We start from the raw sequence: 17505 nt of genomic DNA, 5'->3' as shown, positions 1-17505 counted from the left end.
CACAATCGCGCATCTCCTGCCGGCTCCGCCGGCGCATCGTTCGACATGGATTCCCTGTCATGACTAAATCGTTTGCGCGCGGCCTGGTCGCGTTCTCGCTGGTCGCCGCCTGCTGCGGTCAGGCCTTCGGATTCGGCGCCGTCGGCCACAACACGGTCGGCGAGATCGCCGCCCAGCTGATCAAGGGCCATCGTGCCGAAGCCGAAGTGAAGCGGATCCTCGGTCCGGTCTCGCTGCGCGACATCGCCGTGTGGGACGACTGCGTGAAGGGCATCGACACCGGCAACGACTTCAAGTACGCCGTGACCGGACGCTTCGCCGAGTGCGCGGTGTTCGAGAACAACGCCGAGGAAGAAGCCCGGATGCGCGATTACGTGAAGCGCAACTTCGAGCAGTGCGAGCCCAAGCCGGGCGAGGAGTCCTGCAACAAGCAGTACCACTACGCCAATGTCGCGATCCAGCGTGGCCGCTATGTCCCGGGATCGATCGGCACCAGCGACCACGACATCGTGCCTGCGTTGAAGGCGGCGATCCTCGTGCTGAAGACCGGCAAGCAGACGCCGCCGATGGATTTCAACGAGCGCGACGCCCTGGCGCTGGTCGTGCACGCGATCGGCGACATGCACCAGCCGCTGCACATGGGCTCGCTGTACCTGGATGCGGACGGCAAGCCGTATGACCCGGACACGCAGGGCGCCGACGCCCAGACGCACACGGTCGGCGCGAATGCCATCACGCTGCCGAAGCCGGACGGCACGCCCGGCGGCAACCTGCACAGCTACTGGGACGGGATGCCGGGACGGCTGAGCGCCGAGCAGCTCGCAGCGATGCCCGCGCTGGCCAAGGACGTGCCGCCCGCGACCGGCAACCCGGACGGCTGGCCGGTGCTGTGGGCGAGCGAATCGCTGCTGGGTGCGCGCGACGCATTCGACGGCATGAGCTTCGGCGCCCGCCAGCAGAGCCTGCGCGGCCCGCGCTGGATGGCCACGCCGCCGGCGGGCTATGACGCGCGCAGCCTCGAGCAGACGCGCCTCAACGTCATCAAGGGCGGGGCACGCCTGGCGCAGATGCTGGAGAGCATCTGGCCGGACAAGGCGGACAAGAAGTAGTCTTTCCAACGCCCCACGAAGCCCCGCCATCGCGGGGCTTTTTTCGTCCTCTCGGACGATTTGTCTTGATGGGCGGGCCTGTGCACAACCCTGGGGATGAGCGATGAACAACTGGCAGGTTGTCCACAGCAGCGCCGCGTCTCCAGGACTTGTTGTCTTTCCGTCCCGCAGTTCCCCCGGGTTCGGCCCACACTGTTGCTCTGCTCGCAAGTCCTTGTTCTGTCGGGCAATTCGGGCGTTGTCCACATGAACCCCTGAACACCTACTAATACGACCAAGGAGATATTCAATACAAGAAGATAAGAAAAGCGGGCGTGTCACACTCTCGGAATGTCTGCTTTACCTGCTTCTCCAGCTTCACTTTTCACCGCTTCCGCGGGGTTCGAGTCGGCTTGTCAGATCGATGCGCTTCCCCCGGGACACCGCTCCCGCGGTCTGCACGGCCACAGCTACCTGGCCACTGTCCGAGCTGAACTGCCGTCCGGCTGGGCACCGTTCCCCGGCGGCGAAGTCAACGCGCTGCGCGATTGCCTCGAGCGCTGCATCGCCCCGCTGGACCATGCGCTGCTGAACCAGCACATCACCCAGCCCACCGACGAGAACATCGCCCGCTGGATCCGTCACCGCCTCGAGAGCGAGTTCCAGGTCCCCGGCATCACGCAAGTCGGCATCCAGAGCACGTCGAACTCCGGCGTCGACCTGGACGCCAACGGCCACGCGCATGTCTGGCGCCGATACCGCTTCCAGGCCGCCCACCAGTTGCCCAACGTCCCGATGGGCCACAAGTGCGGCCGCATGCACGGTCATGGCTTCGAGCTGATCCTGCACGCCAACCAGGACCTCGGCGAGCGCGACCTGAGCATTGACTACGACCACCTCGACGAGCTCTGGGCACCGTTCCATGCGCAGCTGAACTACCAGTGCCTGAACGAGATCGACGGCCTGTCCAATCCGACCAGCGAGCTGATCTCGTCCTGGCTGTGGGCGCGCCTGAAGCCGCAGCTGCCCGAGCTGAGCTGGGTCACCGTCTACGAGACCGGCTCCAGCGGTGCCAACTTCGACGGCGAGCGCTACCGGATCTGGAAGGAGTTCACCCTCGACAGCGCGGTGAAGCTCAATCGCGCGCCATCGGAACATCCGCTGGCGGGCATCCACGGCCACACGTTCACGCTGCGTCTGCACCTGAGCGCACCGCTGGACCAGGTCTTCGGCTGGGCCATGGACTTCAGCGACGTGAAGCTGCTGTTCGATCCGATCTTCAAATCCATGGACCACCATCCGCTGCATGAACTCGCCGGTCTGCCGGATTCGGACACCGCCAGCGTGGCAGCCTGGGTGCTTCAGCAGGCCAAGGCGCAGTTGCCGCCGCTGGAGCGCGTCGACCTGTACGAAACCCGCGGCAGTGGCGTCATCGTCAGCCACGGTCCGTTCGAGGAGCTGATCCCCGTATGACCTACGCCGTCAAGGAAATGTTCTACACGCTGCAGGGCGAGGGCGCGCAGGCCGGCCGCGCGGCCGTGTTCTGCCGCTTCGCCGGCTGCAACCTGTGGACCGGTCGCGAGCAGGACCGCGAGAAGGCGGTCTGCACCTTCTGCGACACCGACTTCGTCGGCACGGACGGGCAGGGCGGGGGCAAGTTCGCCTCGGCGGATGCCTTGGCCGAAGCCATCGATTCGAAGTGGCCCAAGGACGAGCAGGGCCGCAAGACCGGCACGCCCTACGTCGTCTGTACCGGCGGCGAACCGCTGCTGCAGCTCGACGGGCCGCTGATCACCGCGCTGAAAGCCCACGGTTTCGAGATCGCCGTCGAGACCAACGGCACCCAGCCGGCGCCTGAAGGCCTGGACTGGATCTGCGTGAGTCCCAAGGCCGACGCGGAAGTCGTCCTGACGAAGGGCAACGAGTTGAAGCTGGTTTATCCACAGCCTCTGGCCTTGCCGGAACGCTTCGCGGATCTGGCCTTCGACCACTTCTTCCTCCAGCCCATGGACTCCGTCCTGCAGAAGCAGAACACCCGGGCCGCCATCGCGTATTGCATGGACCATCCGCAATGGAAGCTGTCGATCCAGATGCACAAGGTGGTCGGGATCGATTGAGGCGGACGGGGAAGTTATCCCCGTTCCCGCCGGTGCTTGCACGAGACGGGCTCCGCTGCATAGCCAACAACGCTGTGGACAACTTTCTGGCAACTGGCCGGTTCTCCACAGGCCGACCCCGGTCGGTCCAGGTTGTTGGTGATCCATGCAGGCCTAACGAGGCCTTCCACGCACAAGGTTTTGATGATCCCAAGTCATTGGTTTTGAAGGGAATTTTCGACTTGTCCACAAAAAGTCGGTCCCTCTACTAAGACGACTAAGGAGATATATAAAACCTTGATGTTGAAAACAGAGGCAGGAAATTTCTTTGCGACGTTGCTGTCGTGTGCCTGCAGCGCACACGGCGCTTGAGCAGCCCGCGCCGGACTTGCACACTGCGAAGCCATGGACATCACCGACCTGCAAAACCGGCTGCGCGACTTCGCCGCAGCCCGCGACTGGGACCCGTACCTCACGCCGAAGAACCTGGCGATGGCGCTGGTCGTGGAGTCGGCCGAGCTTGTCGAGATCTTCCAGTGGAAGACCGCCGAGGAATCGCAGCAGCTGTCGCCCGAGGACCATCAGCACCTGGGCGAGGAGATCGCCGACGTGTTGATGTACCTGCTGCAGATCGCCGACCGGGCGGGTGTCGACGTGCCGATGGCCGTCGAGCGCAAGATCGCCATGAACGCCCGGAAGTACCCCGCCCCGACCGCATGAAGCGCACCATCGCCGTCATCGACTTCGAGACCACCGGCAACTCGCCGCAAGGTGGGGGCCGCGCCACCGAGATCGCCGCCGTGCTGCTGCGCGACGGCGAGATCGTCGGCCAGTACCAGAGCCTCATGAACACGGGCGCCTGGATCCCGCCGATGATCGAGCGCCTGACCGGCATCAGCAACGAGATGGTCGAGGACGCGCCTGAGGCGGCCAAGGTCATGCGCGAGGTCGCCGCGTTCACCGAAGGGTGCGGCTTTGTCGCGCACAACTCGAGCTTCGATCGTGGCTTCTGGCTGCATGAGCTCGATCGTGCCGAGGCGGCGCCGCGCATCGCGCCCGAGTTCGCCTGTACCGTGAAACTGGCTCGCCGCCTCTACCCGGAATCGCCGAACTGCAAGCTCGGGACGTTGGCCCGCTTTCATCGACTCCCTGACAACGGACGGGCGCACCGGGCGCTCGCGGATGCGCTGACCACGGCGCAGCTGGTGCAGCGGATGCAGCGCGACATCGGCGTCGAACTCGCTGAATTTCTCGGGGAACTGAGCGTCGAACACGAGCTGCTGCTGCGATTGCAGGCCGTGGCGCGCCCTCACTGGCACAAGGCCGCCACCGGTTTTGCGCGTGACTTCCGCCGGCACCTGCAGGTCTCGCTGGTCTGAAGTTCGCTGGTCGTCTGTTTCGAGGCGCGCGGCCGCACGGATTCGCTCGCGACGATCAAGATCAGTAAAACATTTGCTGTCAAGGTGCCCGTTTGGTCGCATTGACTGGGACAATCCCGCCCTTTCCCCGAAATGCGTTTGTTCTCCAAGTATGTCGAGTATTCAGATTCGCCCGGCCACACTGCGTGATGCCAAGGCCATCGCCCAGATCCAGGTGAGTTCCGCTCAGGACGCGTACAAGGAGTTCTGGCCCGATAGCGCCCTCAACGGACTTTCCGTCGCCCAGCGTCAGGCTTACTGGCGTGAAGCGATCAACATGTGCGAGCCGCAGGTGCTGGTTGCGCACCTGGACAACGAGGTGATGGGCTTCGTCGGCTTCGATCGCTCCCGCGACAAGGGCACGCCCTCCACCACCGGTGAGATCTGGGCCATGTACGCCATGCCCGCCCACTGGGACAAGGGCGTCGGCCAGGCACTGGTCGAAGCAGCCCAGGAAGGTCTTCAGGAAGAAGGCTGCACCCGCGTCACCCTGTGGACCTACAGGAACAACGAGCGCGCGATGCGTTTCTTCGAGATCGCCGGCTTCAAGGCCGAGAACGACAGCGTCAAGGCGGTCGACGTCGAAGGCCGCGCGCTGGAACAGCTCCGCCTGCAGCGCTCGCTGGTCTGATCGCGTGCTGGCGAAGCTGACGTCCAAGAACCAGCTGACCCTGCCGAAAAGCGTCACCGACAAGCTCGGTCCTGTGCAGTACTTCGAAGTGCTGCTGCAGGCGGGGCAGGTCGTGCTGACGCCGGTGCGCATCCAGCGCGGCGATGCGGTCCGGGCCAAGCTGGCGGAACTCGAACTCGATGACGGCGTCATCGCCAAGGCGATGGCGTTCTCGTCAAAGGCGGCGAAACCTGCCGCCAAGCGCGTGGCGCGCGCGACGGTCGAGAAGGCCGTGAAGAAACCCGTCGCGACGGCCAAGACCGCAGCTCGCAAGACCACGCGCAAGACCGCATGACACGTCGATCGAAGAAGACGGCGCCGCCGGCGCTCGCCGTCATCGATCCGGCATTGATCCTGCGCGCGTTGCTGATGTCTGGCGGCGAGGCGCTCGGCCTGCGTCGTGCATGGCAGCAAGGCGTGCTGCGTCCGCTGGTCAGTCCCGAGCTGGCGGCGACGCTGATGCGCGCGCTGGCTTATCCGAAGCTCGCGTTGTCCGACGTGCAGCAGCAGGAACTGCTCGCTGACTTCCTGCCGTACGCGGAGGTCGTGAAGCCGACGCGCGCACCGCGGATCAGCGGGATTCCAGAACCGCTGCAAGCGCTTGTCGAACTCGCGCTGCAAGGGGGGCTTCATTGCTGATGTGCGACGACCTGGTGCTGTCGGCATGGTCTGCGAACAGTCGTAGCCAGGCCGCACGGCAACTCTGCACGGTGTGTGCGATGTCGGCATGGTTCCAGGTGTTGCCCCCTCCCAGCGGGACCTGTTGCTTTGCTAGATTCCGCGGTCGCTCATGTCCAGCTTTCACGACCGCATCCCCTCCAACATGTGGCGCGTGGTGTTCTACGAACGCCGCGGCAATCGCGTCCACATGGATCGCACCGGGCCCTGGCTCCCGGAGAAGTCGCACGCCCGGCAATGGGCGGACTGGTTCAAGGAGCAGGGCTATCACGTCGCGCTCCAGGACCAGAACGGTGGCCTTGAAAAGCTGCACGTGGGCATTCCAGGCTGAGGCCGGCGTCGGCGTCGGCGTCGGCGTCGGCGTTCAGGCGGCCGAGCGGAAGCCCTGACGGTCGAGCGCCCAGCCGTCGGTGGGCGCGACATGACTCTGGACGCGCACGGTGCTCAACCGCTTGCTGGCGGCACGTTGCACCAGCTGTTCCGCCTGCTCGGGGGTCAGTTGTTGCGCGAAGTGCGTCCAACGCTTCTGCAACAGCGGATCGCGCCAGGCATCTTCCAGCGCCCAACGGATTTCCATCGGGTCGCTGAGCGACTGGCAGCGCAGCACGCGCGGGACCAGCGCCAGGACGAACTTCGAGAAATCGGCGCGTTGCTGCGAAGCCATCAGCGCTTCGAGACGCGTGAGACGCTGGCTCCATCCCGGTGTCGCCAGTTGGCGTGTGACCAGGGCCTGCAAGGCCTGCACCGGGTTGAACATCCGCAGCCGGTTCGGCGGGAGCACCAGCATCGGGAGCTGGGCGGCCAGTTCGTGCGACATCGGTGTCACGAAGCTTGCCAGGATCGCCATGCGTTCCCAGGCGTCGGCGTTCAGGCCGCCGGCCATCGTCATCGGCCCCTGACGCAGGCTTTGGGCCATGGCCCAGCACTGCTGCCATCCGCGATCCAGCTTCGCGATGTTGGCGGCGTGGCTCATCAAGGCCAGGTTGCCGGCCGCATAGCCCGCGTCGTCGCGCACCCGATCGATCGAGCGACGTTGCGGATGATCCTGTTCGTCGTTGAACGCCAGGCGGCTGACCGGGCAGTGCGTCGTGTCGAGCTGCTGCAGGTAGTTGGGCGTGACCAGCAGCGTTTCGAAACTGCGACCGCGCTGCCACGCATGCAGGCGCAGCGAGAGCCACAGCTGCGTATGGCGATGCGACTTCAGCGTCCGCGCACCGAAGGTCGATCGACCCAGCTGCCAGCCCTGCTGCAGCGGCGATTGGCGGAACAGCTGGTCGACCGGTGGCGTCAGTCCGTGATGGGCGTAGTCCCAACCCAGTTCGAACCCCACGCGTTCATGGCTCGAGGCCCCCGTGTCGTCCCTGGGCTCGAGCACGGCCTCGACCGCGGTCATCGGCAGGGGCAATTGCTGGATGGCGATGTCGTTGGCGTTGCGGCGGATCGTGGCGACCATGGGGTGCTCCTTGAAGGCTTGGAAACCGGGGCCTTGCGCAGGACTGCTTCAGGCTTGGGATCAAGTATTCAAGGTGGGTGGCTCATAGAATGAGCCACTCGACGGTCATCGACAGAAAGTTGATGGTCGGCTACCCGGATCTGTCAGCAGAGGACCCGTCATGGACCGCACCGAACGCTTCTACAAGATCGAGATGCTGATCCGCAGCCGTGGCTGCGTGAGCTTCGCGGACATGCGGGAGTTGCTGGAGGTGTCGCCGGCGACGCTCAAGCGCGATCTGCAGTACCTGCGTGAGCGCATGGATGCCCCGATCGAGTACGACGCCGCCGAGAACGGCTACCGCTTCGGCCAGCACTGGCGCGGCCAGCGGCATGAGCTGCCCGGCGTCTGGTTCAGCGAGAAGGAGCTGCATGCGCTCCTGACCATGCATCAGATGATGGCCGGGCTCGACGAGAACGGCCTCCTCAGCCGTCATCTGCAGCCGATGCTGGACAAGCTCACCGGCATGCTCGGCGGCGACGAAGTCGAGGCACAGGAGATGACACGCCGCATCAAGCTGATCTCGACAGCACGGCGCCGGGTGCCGTCGGAGCATTTCGAGACCGTCGGGAGCGCCGTCGTGAAGCGTCGGCGATTGAAGCTGCGTTACCGCAAGCGGGGACCCGGCGGCGGATCGGTCAGCGATCGCGAGGTGTCTCCGCAGCGCCTGGTGCACTACCGGAACACCTGGTACCTGGACGCGTGGTGCCACGTCAGCGACGGGTTGAGACGCTTCGCGCTCGATGCGATGGAGGATGCGTCGGTGCTGGAGGATCAGGTCGCGCGCAGTCTGCCGTTGAAGGAGCTCGAAGGGGAACTGGACCAGGGGTACGGGATCTTCGCCGGCGGCGACCCGCAGTGGGCGACGGTGATCTTCAGCGCGCAGATCGCTGCCTGGGTCTCCAGCGAGGAGTGGCACCCGGCCCAGCGCAGCGAGTGGCTGCCGGACGGCCGCTGGCAGCTGGAGTTGCCGTTCGTCGACGCGACCGAGCTGCTGATGGATCTGCTGCGGCACGCCGGCCAGGTCGAGGTCGTGGCGCCGTCCGCGTTGCGCGAGGCCTACGTCAAGCGCCTCAGGACCGCGGCGGCCGCCGTGGCCTGAGACAGGCTGTCCAGGCGCTCAGGAGCCCTTCCCGGGGCCTTCCTGGGGCTGTCCCGAGGCTTCCTCGGCGGCATACCGGGCCATGCGCTCGCTTTTCCAGTAGACGTCATCGCCGCCCTTGCCGTCCAGGTTGGCCCGGTTGAGCACGCGCGCCAGCACGAACAACAGGTCCGACAGCCGGTTCAGGTAGTGGCGCGGTGCGGTGTTGATCGTCTCGTGTGCCGCCAGGGTGACGACGGCGCGTTCGGCACGACGCGCGATCGTGCGGCAGACGTGGGCGATCGCGGCGCTGCGGGTGCCGGCCGGAAGGATGAATTCCGCCAGGCGGGGCAGGGCGGCGTTGTGGTCGGCCAGCGCCTGGTCGAGGTACAGCACCGCGGCATCCTTCAGCAGGCTGTAGCCGGGCATGCAGAGCTCGCCGCCGAGGTTGAACAGCTCATGCTGGATCGTGACGAGCAGGTCGCGGACGTCGTCGGGCAGCGGCTCGGCCAGCAGCACGCCGATCTGCGAATTCAGTTCGTCCACATCCCCCATCGCCTGCACGCGCAGATGGTCCTTGGGGACGCGGGTGCCGTCGCCGAGGCCGGTGGTGCCGTCGTCGCCGGTGCGGGTCGCGATCTGGGAAAGTCGATTGGCCATGACGGGTGCCGCGCGGGCTGCGGAAGTGCAAACCCGGCATCTTGCCGCAACTCGTCCAGACCCTGGGTCGTGATCCCCGGGCGTCGTGCGCCCGACCGGCCGGTCCCGTTCGTCAGTTCCGGCTGCCGCTGCGGTGGAACACCGGACGGTGTTGACTCATCCCGGTCGTGTGGCCGTGGATGTCGTGGACCGTGTGGCGGGGAATGCCGACCGGCCTCGGGACGTGATGCGCCTGCGGGCGCGTGCCCGGTTCGGGCGTGTCGGCGGGAACGCCGGGATCGATGTCGCGGGCCGCGACGTCGTTGGGCAGGTGACGGAGCTGATCCATCCACCAGACCTTCAGCCAATCCATGCGCAGGGTCGCGACCACCAGCAGTGCCAGCAGCAGGGCCCAGATCGTCCACAACCACAGATGGGACATGGCGGACTCCTCATGTCGCGCGAGCCAGCGCGCGGTGCGTCCATGCTGTCACTGTGCGGGTCGCGGCGCAAGCGCGACGATGCCGGCGGATGCGGCGACGGCACTTCCTAGAATCGACCGGACAGCACCGGCCGGGAAGCGCCTCTTCCTCGGACCGCGTGGAACCAGGAGACAGCGATGACTGCGCCTCGAACACTTGGTGACCCACCGACGGCATTGCCGCCAGCGCATCAGCCGGTGCTTGCGCCGCGCCCGATGCCGGCGGCGATGCTGGACGCGTTGAAAACGCGGTTCGGTGAGCGTTGCAGCACCGCGATGGCCCTGCGCGAGCAGCATGGCCGCGATGAATCGCCCTTCGATGTGCCGCCGCCGGACGCTGTCGTCTTCGCCGAGAGCAACGAGGACGTCGCGGCGGTGCTCGCGCTGGCCAACCTGCATCGCGTGCCGGTGATCCCCTATGGCGCCGGCACTTCGCTGGAGGGGCATCTGCTGGCAGTCCAGGGCGGCGTCAGTCTGGATCTGTCCCGAATGAAGCGGATCCTGAGCATTCATGCCGAGGACCTGACAGTCACCGTCCAGGCCGGCGTGACGCGCAGTCAGCTGAATGCCGAGATCCGCCATCAAGGCCTGTTCTTCCCGATCGACCCGGGCGCGGACGCGTCGATCGGCGGGATGGCGGCGACGCGAGCGAGCGGCACGAATGCCGTGCGCTACGGGACGATGAAGGAGAACGTGCTCGGGCTGACCGTCGCGACGCCGGAGGGGCAACTGGTCCGCACCGGTTCCCGCGCGCGCAAGAGCAGCGCCGGCTATGACCTCACGCGGCTGTACGTCGGCAGCGAAGGCACGCTGGGCGCGATCTGCGAGATCACGCTGCGGCTGTATCCGCTGCCGGAAGCGGTGTCGGCGGCCGTGTGCTCCTTCGAATCGATAGCCGCGGCGGTCCGGACGACGATCGCGATCATCCAGATGGGCGTGCCGATCGCGCGCTGCGAATTGCTGGATGCGCATGCCGTGCGCGCCGTCAACCGCCATGACAAGCTGACCCTGCGCGAGGCGCCGATGCTGTTGATGGAGTTCCACGGCTCCGACGCCGGTGTCGCGGAGCAGGCCGCGACCGTGCAGGAGATCGCCGCCGATCATGGCGGGACCGGTTTCGAATGGGCGACGACGCCGGAAGAGCGCACGCGGCTCTGGACCGCGCGGCATCACGCCTACCTGTCGGCGTTGCAGATGAAGCCGGGTTGCCGCGCGGTGACGACGGACACCTGCGTGCCGATCTCGCGACTGGCGGAGTCGATCAACGCGTCGGTCGAGGAGGTGGAGGCCAGCGGTCTGTCCTACTTCATCGTCGGCCACGTGGGCGACGGCAACTTCCACATGGGGTATCTGATCGATCCCGCCCTTCCGGCGGAGCGAGAAGCGGCCGAACGTCTGAGCGCGCAGATGGTCGCGCGGGCGATCGCGCTCGAAGGCACCTGCACCGGCGAGCACGGCATCGGGCTGCACAAGCAGGGCTTCCTGCTGCAGGAAGCGGGGGAGGGCGCCGTCGATCAGATGCGAGCGCTCAAGCGCGCGCTTGATCCGAACGACATCATGAATCCCGGCAAGATCTTCGTCTGAAGAAACCCGGGCTCAGTGCTGCGGCGCCGGCACGCTCCAACGACGGGATACGTCGCCACGTGCGTTCACGCTTTCCAGTTGGACGCCGAATCCCCACAGCCGGGCGACATGCTTCAGCACTTCCTGGGCGCCGTCGTGCAGCGGACGGTCCTGGTGCTGCTGGTGCCGCAGCGTCAATGAACGGTCGCCGCGCAGGTTGACGTTCCAGACCTGGATGTTGGGCTCGCGCGTGGACAGGTCGTACTGCCGCGACAAGGCCTGCCTCACATACTGGTAGCCCTGCTCGTCGTGGATCGCGGAGATCTCGTACTCCGCCTGGTGCTCGTCGTCCAGGATCGAGAACAGCCGGAAGTCGCGCATGATCTTCGGGCTCAGGTACTGCGCGATGAAGCTCTCGTCCTTGAAGTTGCGCATCGCATGGTCCAGCGTCGGCAGCCAGTCGCTGCCGGCGATCGCGGGGAACCACTCGCGGTCCTCGTCGGTCGGCTTTTCGCAGATGCGCTTGATGTCCGTGTACATCGCAAAGCCCAGCGCATACGGATTGAGCTGCGTCATCGCCGGCTGCGCCACCACGTTGGTGTGCGACTTCAGCCACTCGATCATCATGCCGTCCGACAGGTAGCCGTCGTCGTACATGGTGTTGAGCAGCTTGTGATGCCAGAAGGTCGCCCAGCCCTCGTTCATGACCTGCGTCTGGCGCTGTGGATAGAAGTACTGCGCGACCTTGCGGACGATGCGGACGATCTCCCGCTGCCAGGGCTCGAGCAGCGGCGCGTTCTTCTCGATGAAGTACAGCAGGTTCTCCTGCGGCTCGCTGGGGAAGCGGCGCTTCTCTTCCTCCTTGGCCTCGTCCTCCAGGCGCCGCGGCAGCGTGCGCCACATGTCGTTGACCTGCAGCTGCGCATAGGACTCGCGGTCCTTGCGCATCGCCTGTTCCTGCGCCAGCGAGAGCTTCGCCGGGCGGCGGTACCGGTCGACGCCGTGGTTCATCAGCGCATGGCAGGAGTCCAGCGTCGCCTCGACCGCGTCCAGGCCGTAACGCTGCTCGCAGTCCGCGACGTAGTTCTTCGCGTAGACCAGGTAGTCGATGATGGACGACGCGTCGGTCCACATCCGGAACAGGTAGTTGTTCTTGAAGAAGCTGTTGTGGCCGTAGCAGGCGTGCGCGATCACCAGCGCCTGCATCGCCATCGTGTTCTCCTCCATCAGGTAGGCGATGCACGGGTCGGAGTTGATGACGATCTCGTAGGCCAGGCCCATCTGGCCGCGCTTGTAGTTGCGCTCGGTGGCGATGAACTCCTTGCCGTAGCTCCAGTGGCGGTAGTTCACCGGCATGCCGACGGACGCGTACGCATCCATCATCTGCTCGGCGGTGATGACCTCGAGCTGGTTCGGATAGGTGTCGAGCCCGTAGCGCTCCGCGGTCTGGCGGATGACCTCGTGGTACTGCTCGACCAGTTCGAAGGTCCAGTCGCTGGGCGACGGCAGCGGATGCTCGGGCCGCTTCTCCAGTGGCCGCATCTGGGTCAAGGGTGCCCGGACCCGGCGGCCGCCGTACTCGTTCTCACCGACGCCCATGCCGACATTGCGGCGATTTTCCAGACTGCTCATGGTGATGTCCTCCGGCACCGCGGTCACGCGGTCGCCCCTTCCTTCTTGAACAAGTCGCGGAAGACCGGATAGATCTGCGCCACCTCGACGGCCTTGCGCATCGCGAAGTGGTGCACCTCGTCCTCCAGCTTCGCGTATTCCTCCCAGAGGTTCTGCTCGGCCTCGGCCACCTGCACGTAGGCGTAGTAGCGGCACAGCGGGAGGATCTTGTCGGCCAGCAGTTCGCGGCAGCGACCGCTGTCGTGGTGCCAGTTGTCGCCGTCGCTGGCCTGCGCGCCGTAGATGTTCCAGTCGCCGGCCGGATAACGCGCGCGGATGATCTCTTCCATCATCACCAGCGCCGACGACACCACCGTGCCGCCCGTCTCCGTGGCGTGGAAGAAGTTCTGTTCATCCACTTCCTGCGCCTGGGTGTGATGGCGGATGAAGACGACGTCGATCTTCTCGTAGTGCCGCGTCAGGAACAGGTAGAGCAGGATGAAGAAGCGCTTGGCCAGATCCTTGCGGCTCTCGTCCATCGATCCCGACACGTCCATCAGGCAGAACATCACTGCCCGCGTCGTCGGCTGCGGCACCTTGATGCGGTTGCGGAACCGCAGGTCGATCGGGTCCAGGAAGGGGATGTTGGACAGGCGCTGGCGCAGCAGCACGATGCGCGCCTCGGTCTCGGCGATCAACGCCTGGATCTCCGGGCGGCGCTTGTCCTCCTCCTGCTGGAGGGTCAGCAGACGTGTCTCGAGTTCATGGAGCTCTCGGCGCTTGTCCATGCCCAGCGCGATGCGGCGGCCCAGCGCGCCGCGCATCGAGCGCACGACATGCAGGTTGGTCGGCGTGCCGTCGGTCACGTAACCGGCACGCACCGTCTTGTACTCGGGCGTCTCGGCCAGCGTCGTGCGGGCAAGGTTGGGCAGCGCCAGATCTTCGAAGAAGACCTGCATGAACTCCTCCTTGCTGAGATGGAAGACGAAGTCGTCCTCCCCTTCGCCGGAGTCGCTCGCCTGCGAACCGCCGCCGCCGCCCTGGCCGCCCTGGGGCTTGCCGACGCGGTCGCCCTTGATGTGCTCCGTGTTGCCGGGCCGCACGACTTCGCGGGTGCCGCCTTCGCCGTGGCTGAAGACGGGCTCGCTCAAGTCGCGCTTGGGAATCTGCACGTCCTCGCCGCGCTCCATGTCCCGGATGCCGCGCTTGTCCACCGCGCGCCGCACCGCGTCGCGGATCTGGTCCTTGTAGCGACGGAGGAAACGCTCGCGATTCCCGATCGACTTGTTCTTGCCCGACAGCCGTCTATCGATGATTTGTTGGAGGCCTGTCATGAGGAACCTTTCCGGTGGCATTCGTTCGGTTCAGCTCGACTTCCTCACGCGCAGATACCACTCGCAGAGCAGCCGGACCTGCTTCGGCGTGTAGCCCTTGTCGACCATCCGCTGGACGAAGTTCTCATGCTTCTTCGCCTCGTCGGCGCTGGCCTTGGCGTTGAAGCTGATGACCGGCAGCAGTTCCTCGGTGTTGGAGAACATCTTCTTCTCGATCACCGTGCGCAGCTTCTCGTAGCTGGTCCACAGCGGGTTCTTGCCCGCGTTGTTGGCACGCGCGCGCAGCACGAAGTTGACGATCTCGTTGCGGAAATCCTTCGGATTGCTGATGCCCGCGGGCTTCTCGATCTTCTCGAGTTCCGCGTTCAGCGACGAGCGGTCGAAGACCTCGCCGGTATCGGTGTCGCGGTACTCCTGGTCCTGGATCCAGTAGTCCGCGTAGGTCACGTAGCGGTCGAAGATGTTCTGGCCGTACTCGCTGTAGCTTTCCAGGTAGGCGGTCTGGATCTCCTTGCCGATGAACTCGGCGTAGCGCGGTGCCAGCACCTCCTTGATGAAGCCGACGAACTTCTGCTCGGCCTCCTGCGGGAACTGCTCGCGCTCGATCTGCTGCTCGAGCACGTACATCAGGTGGACCGGGTTGGCGGCGACCTCGGTCGAATCGAAATTGAAGACCTTCGACAGGATCTTGTAGGCGAAGCGCGTCGAGATGCCGGCCATGCCTTCGTCGACGCCGGCGTAGTCGCGGTACTCCTGGAGCGACTTGGCCTTGGGGTCGGTGTCCTTCAGGTTGTCGCCGTCATAGATCTGCATCTTGCTGAAGGCGCTGGAGTTCTCCGGATCCTTCAGCCGGGTCAGCACGGCGAACTGCGCCATCATCTTCAGCGTGCCGGGGGCGCACTTGGCCTCGGCCAAGGAAGAGCCGCGGATCAGCTTCTCGTAGATCTTCACTTCCTCGCTGACGCGCAGGCAGTAGGGCACCTTGACGATGTAGATGCGGTCGAGGAAGGCCTCGTTGTTCTTGTTGTTGCGGAAGGTCTTCCACTCGCTCTCGTTGCTGTGTGCCAGCACGATGCCGTCGAAGGGGATCGCGCCGAAGCCCTCGGTGCCCTTGAAGTTGCCTTCCTGGGTCGCCGTCAGCAACGGGTGCAGCACCTTGATCGGCGCCTTGAACATCTCGACGAATTCCAGCAGCCCCTGGTTGGCCAGGCACAGGCCGCCGGAGTAGCTGTAGGCGTCGGGATCGTCCTGCGCATAGGTCTCGAGCTTGCGGATGTCGACCTTGCCGACCAGCGAGCTGATGTCCTGGTTGTTCTCGTCGCCCGGCTCGGTCTTGGCCACGCCGATCTGCTTGAGCACGCTCGGCAGGCGCTTGACGACCTTGAACTTGCGGATGTCGCCGCCGAACTCGTCAAGCCGCTTCACCGCCCACGGGCTCAGGATGCGGTTGAGGTAGCGGCGCGGGATGCCGTACTCGCGTTCCAGCAACGGGCCGTCCTCGACGACGTCGAACAGCCCGAGCGGGCTTTCATTCACCGGACTGTCCTTCAGCGCGTAGAAGGGCACGTGCTCCATCAGCTGCTTGAGGCGCTCGGCGATCGAGCTCTTGCCGCCGCCGACCGGGCCCAGCAGATACAGGATCTGCTTCTTCTCTTCCAGTCCCTGCGCCGCGTGCCGGAAGTAGGACACGACCTGCTCGATCGCATCCTCCATGCCGTAGAACTCGGCGAAGGCGGGATAGATCTTGATGACCTTGTTCTGGAAGATCCGCGACAGGCGCGAGTCGTTGCGCGTGTCCAGCATCTGCGGCTCGCCGATCGCTTTGAGCATGCGCTCGGCGGCGGTGGCGTAGGCGAGGGGATTGCGCTTGCATTCGTCGAGGTACTCCTCCAGGGTGAGTTCCTCGACCTTGCTGCGTTCGTAGCGAGCCGCGAAATGGCTGATCACATCCATGCTGACCTCCAGTGGTTCATTGGGAGGCGACGCGCGTCCGTGCGACAACGGACCTCGCATCGTCCAGGAAGTTCTGGCGACGTCCATGACTCAAGGCGTCATCAGAGCTTTCCGAGCTCAGCAAGCAATCAGCAAACGGCCAGCCCATGCTGGTCCAAAGTCCGCCACCGTGGGGGTGCGCCGATCGGCAACCTCAAGGACGGTGCGGCTTTTTGGGTCATGCTACCCCCATCGGCAACGATGCGCGATAGCAAGACATGACCCCGTTGTACTCCCATGTTCAACGCCTGTGAAGCGCGAAAGTTGACGATCCCCCGACGTGGGGCACCTGTGGGAAGTACGAAGAAGACAGCACGCATCCCGCGTGCCATTCTTGTGGATTGGCTGGTCGGCGAGCCCCCTGAGCGGGGGACCCGCGGGGATCACTCTTCCGCGCCGGGCGGTCGAAGTTTTTGCAGCAAGCCGTTCAGCTCGTCGAGCGAGCCGAAGCTGATCGCCACCTCGCCCTGCTCGCCGCGTTTGGTCTTCTTCTTGACGCGGATCTCGACCTGCGCCGTCAGCAGGTCCGACAGCGCTTCCTCGAGTCTGAGCACGTCGCGGCTCTTGTTCGCCTTCACGCGCAGCAACGGGGCCTGGCGGCCGCCACCCTGCTGGCGTTGGACCAGCTTCTCGGCCTCGCGCACGCTGAGCTTCTTCGCGGCGATCTCGGTCGCGCTGGTGATCTGGTGGGCGCCGTCCAGCGCCAGCAGCGCGCGCGCATGGCCCATGTCGATGTCGCCGGCCATGAGCATGTTCTGGACCGGCTCGGCCAGATTCAGCAGGCGCAGCAGGTTGGACGCAGCGCTGCGCGAACGACCCACGGCCTGCGCCGCCTGGTCGTGCGTCAGGCCGAACTCGTCGACCAGGCGCTTCAGGCCCTGGGCCTCTTCCAGCGCGTTGAGGTCCTCGCGCTGGATGTTCTCGATCAGCGCCATCGCGGCGGCGGCCTCGTCGGGTACGGGCTTGACCAGCACCGGCACCTCGGCCAGTCCGGCCAGCTTCGCGGCGCGGAAGCGACGTTCGCCCGCGATGATCTCGTAGCGGACCGCGCCGTCGGGCGCGATCGGCCGCACGAGGATCGGTTGCATGATCCCCTGCGCCTTGATGCTCTCGGCCAGCTCGTAGAGCGAGCCCTCATCCATGCGGGTGCGCGGCTGGTACTTGCCGGCCTGCATCTGCGCCAGCGGCAGCACGCCGGGTTCGCCTTCGCGCACCGCCGGTGCGTCGCTCACTTTGGGTCCGAGCAGGGCCTCGAGGCCCATGCCCAGGCCCTTGGGTTTCTTTGTCGCCATGGGGCGCGATTCTCCGTGATTCCGGGGGAGGGTCGTCGGCCCGATGTCGCGTGCCGTCCGCGGGGTGCTT

At 65.5% G+C, this 17505-nt stretch carries 18 protein-coding genes; 11 read left to right on the top strand and 7 right to left on the bottom strand.

The genetic code is table 11. The features are described from left to right. The first annotated feature begins 59 nt into the window (after nt 1-59). From ACQ86G_RS07065 to ACQ86G_RS07025, 9 genes are all read left to right on the top strand, one after another. Nucleotides 60-1109: a S1/P1 nuclease gene (locus tag ACQ86G_RS07065; RefSeq protein ID WP_431259925.1), complete on the top strand. Its 1050-nt coding sequence runs from the start codon at nt 60-62 to the stop codon at nt 1107-1109. A gap of 330 nt (nt 1110-1439) precedes the next feature. Then, nucleotides 1440-2561 (top strand): 6-pyruvoyl trahydropterin synthase family protein, encoded by a 1122-nt coding sequence (locus ACQ86G_RS07060; RefSeq protein WP_431259924.1) that lies wholly within the window; start codon nt 1440-1442, stop codon nt 2559-2561. Continuing rightward, nucleotides 2558-3205, top strand: a complete 648-nt coding sequence (queE, locus tag ACQ86G_RS07055) for a 7-carboxy-7-deazaguanine synthase (RefSeq protein ID WP_431259923.1) — start codon at nt 2558-2560, stop codon at nt 3203-3205. The genes ACQ86G_RS07060 and queE overlap by 4 nt, the downstream gene beginning before the upstream one ends. A gap of 384 nt (nt 3206-3589) precedes the next feature. Further along, complete coding sequence (locus ACQ86G_RS07050) at nt 3590-3904, top strand: nucleotide pyrophosphohydrolase (RefSeq protein WP_431259922.1); 315 nt, start codon at nt 3590-3592, stop codon at nt 3902-3904. Next, nucleotides 3901-4563, top strand: a complete 663-nt coding sequence (locus ACQ86G_RS07045) for a 3'-5' exonuclease (protein ID WP_431259921.1) — start codon at nt 3901-3903, stop codon at nt 4561-4563. Before ACQ86G_RS07050 ends, ACQ86G_RS07045 begins: the two co-directional genes overlap by 4 nt. Nucleotides 4564-4714: 151 nt before the next feature. Beyond that, a complete protein-coding gene (locus ACQ86G_RS07040; protein WP_431259920.1) occupies nt 4715-5233 on the top strand; it encodes a GNAT family N-acetyltransferase in 519 nt (172 codons plus the stop codon). A 4-nt stretch (nt 5234-5237) separates the two neighbouring features. Further along, nucleotides 5238-5567: an AbrB/MazE/SpoVT family DNA-binding domain-containing protein gene (locus ACQ86G_RS07035; RefSeq protein ID WP_431259919.1), complete on the top strand. Its 330-nt coding sequence runs from the start codon at nt 5238-5240 to the stop codon at nt 5565-5567. Then, a complete protein-coding gene (locus ACQ86G_RS07030; RefSeq protein WP_431259918.1) occupies nt 5564-5911 on the top strand; it encodes a PIN domain-containing protein in 348 nt (115 codons plus the stop codon). The genes ACQ86G_RS07035 and ACQ86G_RS07030 overlap by 4 nt, the downstream gene beginning before the upstream one ends. A gap of 151 nt (nt 5912-6062) precedes the next feature. Further along, nucleotides 6063-6281, top strand: a complete 219-nt coding sequence (locus ACQ86G_RS07025) for a hypothetical protein (protein WP_067280209.1) — start codon at nt 6063-6065, stop codon at nt 6279-6281. A 33-nt stretch (nt 6282-6314) separates the two neighbouring features. On the opposite strand, the gene ACQ86G_RS07020 is transcribed toward ACQ86G_RS07025, so the two are convergent. Further along, a complete protein-coding gene (locus tag ACQ86G_RS07020; RefSeq protein WP_431259917.1) occupies nt 6315-7403 on the bottom strand; it encodes a hypothetical protein in 1089 nt (362 codons plus the stop codon). A 160-nt stretch (nt 7404-7563) separates the two neighbouring features. On the opposite strand from ACQ86G_RS07020, the gene ACQ86G_RS07015 reads away from it, so the two are divergent. Then, on the top strand, nt 7564-8544 hold the full coding sequence (locus ACQ86G_RS07015; RefSeq protein ID WP_431259916.1) for a helix-turn-helix transcriptional regulator: 981 nt from the start codon (nt 7564-7566) through the stop codon (nt 8542-8544). Between the two features lie 18 nt (nt 8545-8562). Here ACQ86G_RS07015 and ACQ86G_RS07010 read toward each other — a convergent pair whose 3' ends face one another. Continuing rightward, nucleotides 8563-9183, bottom strand: coding sequence for a cob(I)yrinic acid a,c-diamide adenosyltransferase (locus ACQ86G_RS07010; protein WP_431259915.1), 621 nt, complete (start codon nt 9181-9183; stop codon nt 8563-8565). 112 nt (nt 9184-9295) lie between these two features. After that, entirely contained in the window at nt 9296-9604 is a 309-nt protein-coding gene (locus ACQ86G_RS07005; RefSeq protein WP_431259914.1) for a hypothetical protein, read from the bottom strand. A 255-nt stretch (nt 9605-9859) separates the two neighbouring features. On the opposite strand from ACQ86G_RS07005, the gene ACQ86G_RS07000 reads away from it, so the two are divergent. Continuing rightward, a complete protein-coding gene (locus tag ACQ86G_RS07000; protein WP_431261354.1) occupies nt 9860-11227 on the top strand; it encodes an FAD-binding oxidoreductase in 1368 nt (455 codons plus the stop codon). A 12-nt stretch (nt 11228-11239) separates the two neighbouring features. Here the strand turns inward: ACQ86G_RS07000 and ACQ86G_RS06995 are convergent, their stop codons facing one another. The 4 genes from ACQ86G_RS06995 to ACQ86G_RS06980 form a co-directional block, all read right to left on the bottom strand. Then, complete coding sequence (locus ACQ86G_RS06995) at nt 11240-12748, bottom strand: SpoVR family protein (RefSeq protein ID WP_431261353.1); 1509 nt, start codon at nt 12746-12748, stop codon at nt 11240-11242. A gap of 113 nt (nt 12749-12861) precedes the next feature. After that, complete coding sequence (locus ACQ86G_RS06990; RefSeq protein WP_431259913.1) at nt 12862-14151, bottom strand: YeaH/YhbH family protein; 1290 nt, start codon at nt 14149-14151, stop codon at nt 12862-12864. 30 nt (nt 14152-14181) lie between these two features. Next, nucleotides 14182-16104, bottom strand: a complete 1923-nt coding sequence (locus ACQ86G_RS06985) for a PrkA family serine protein kinase (RefSeq protein ID WP_431259912.1) — start codon at nt 16102-16104, stop codon at nt 14182-14184. A 422-nt stretch (nt 16105-16526) separates the two neighbouring features. Beyond that, nucleotides 16527-17435, bottom strand: a complete 909-nt coding sequence (locus ACQ86G_RS06980; protein ID WP_431259911.1) for a ParB/RepB/Spo0J family partition protein — start codon at nt 17433-17435, stop codon at nt 16527-16529. Nucleotides 17436-17505: the final 70 nt, after the last annotated feature.

It is taken from the genome of Roseateles chitinivorans (assembly GCF_050632145.1).
Taxonomy (GTDB): Bacteria; Pseudomonadota; Gammaproteobacteria; order Burkholderiales; family Burkholderiaceae_C; genus Roseateles; species Roseateles chitinivorans_B.
This window is presented reverse-complemented; position numbering and strand designations above follow the sequence as displayed.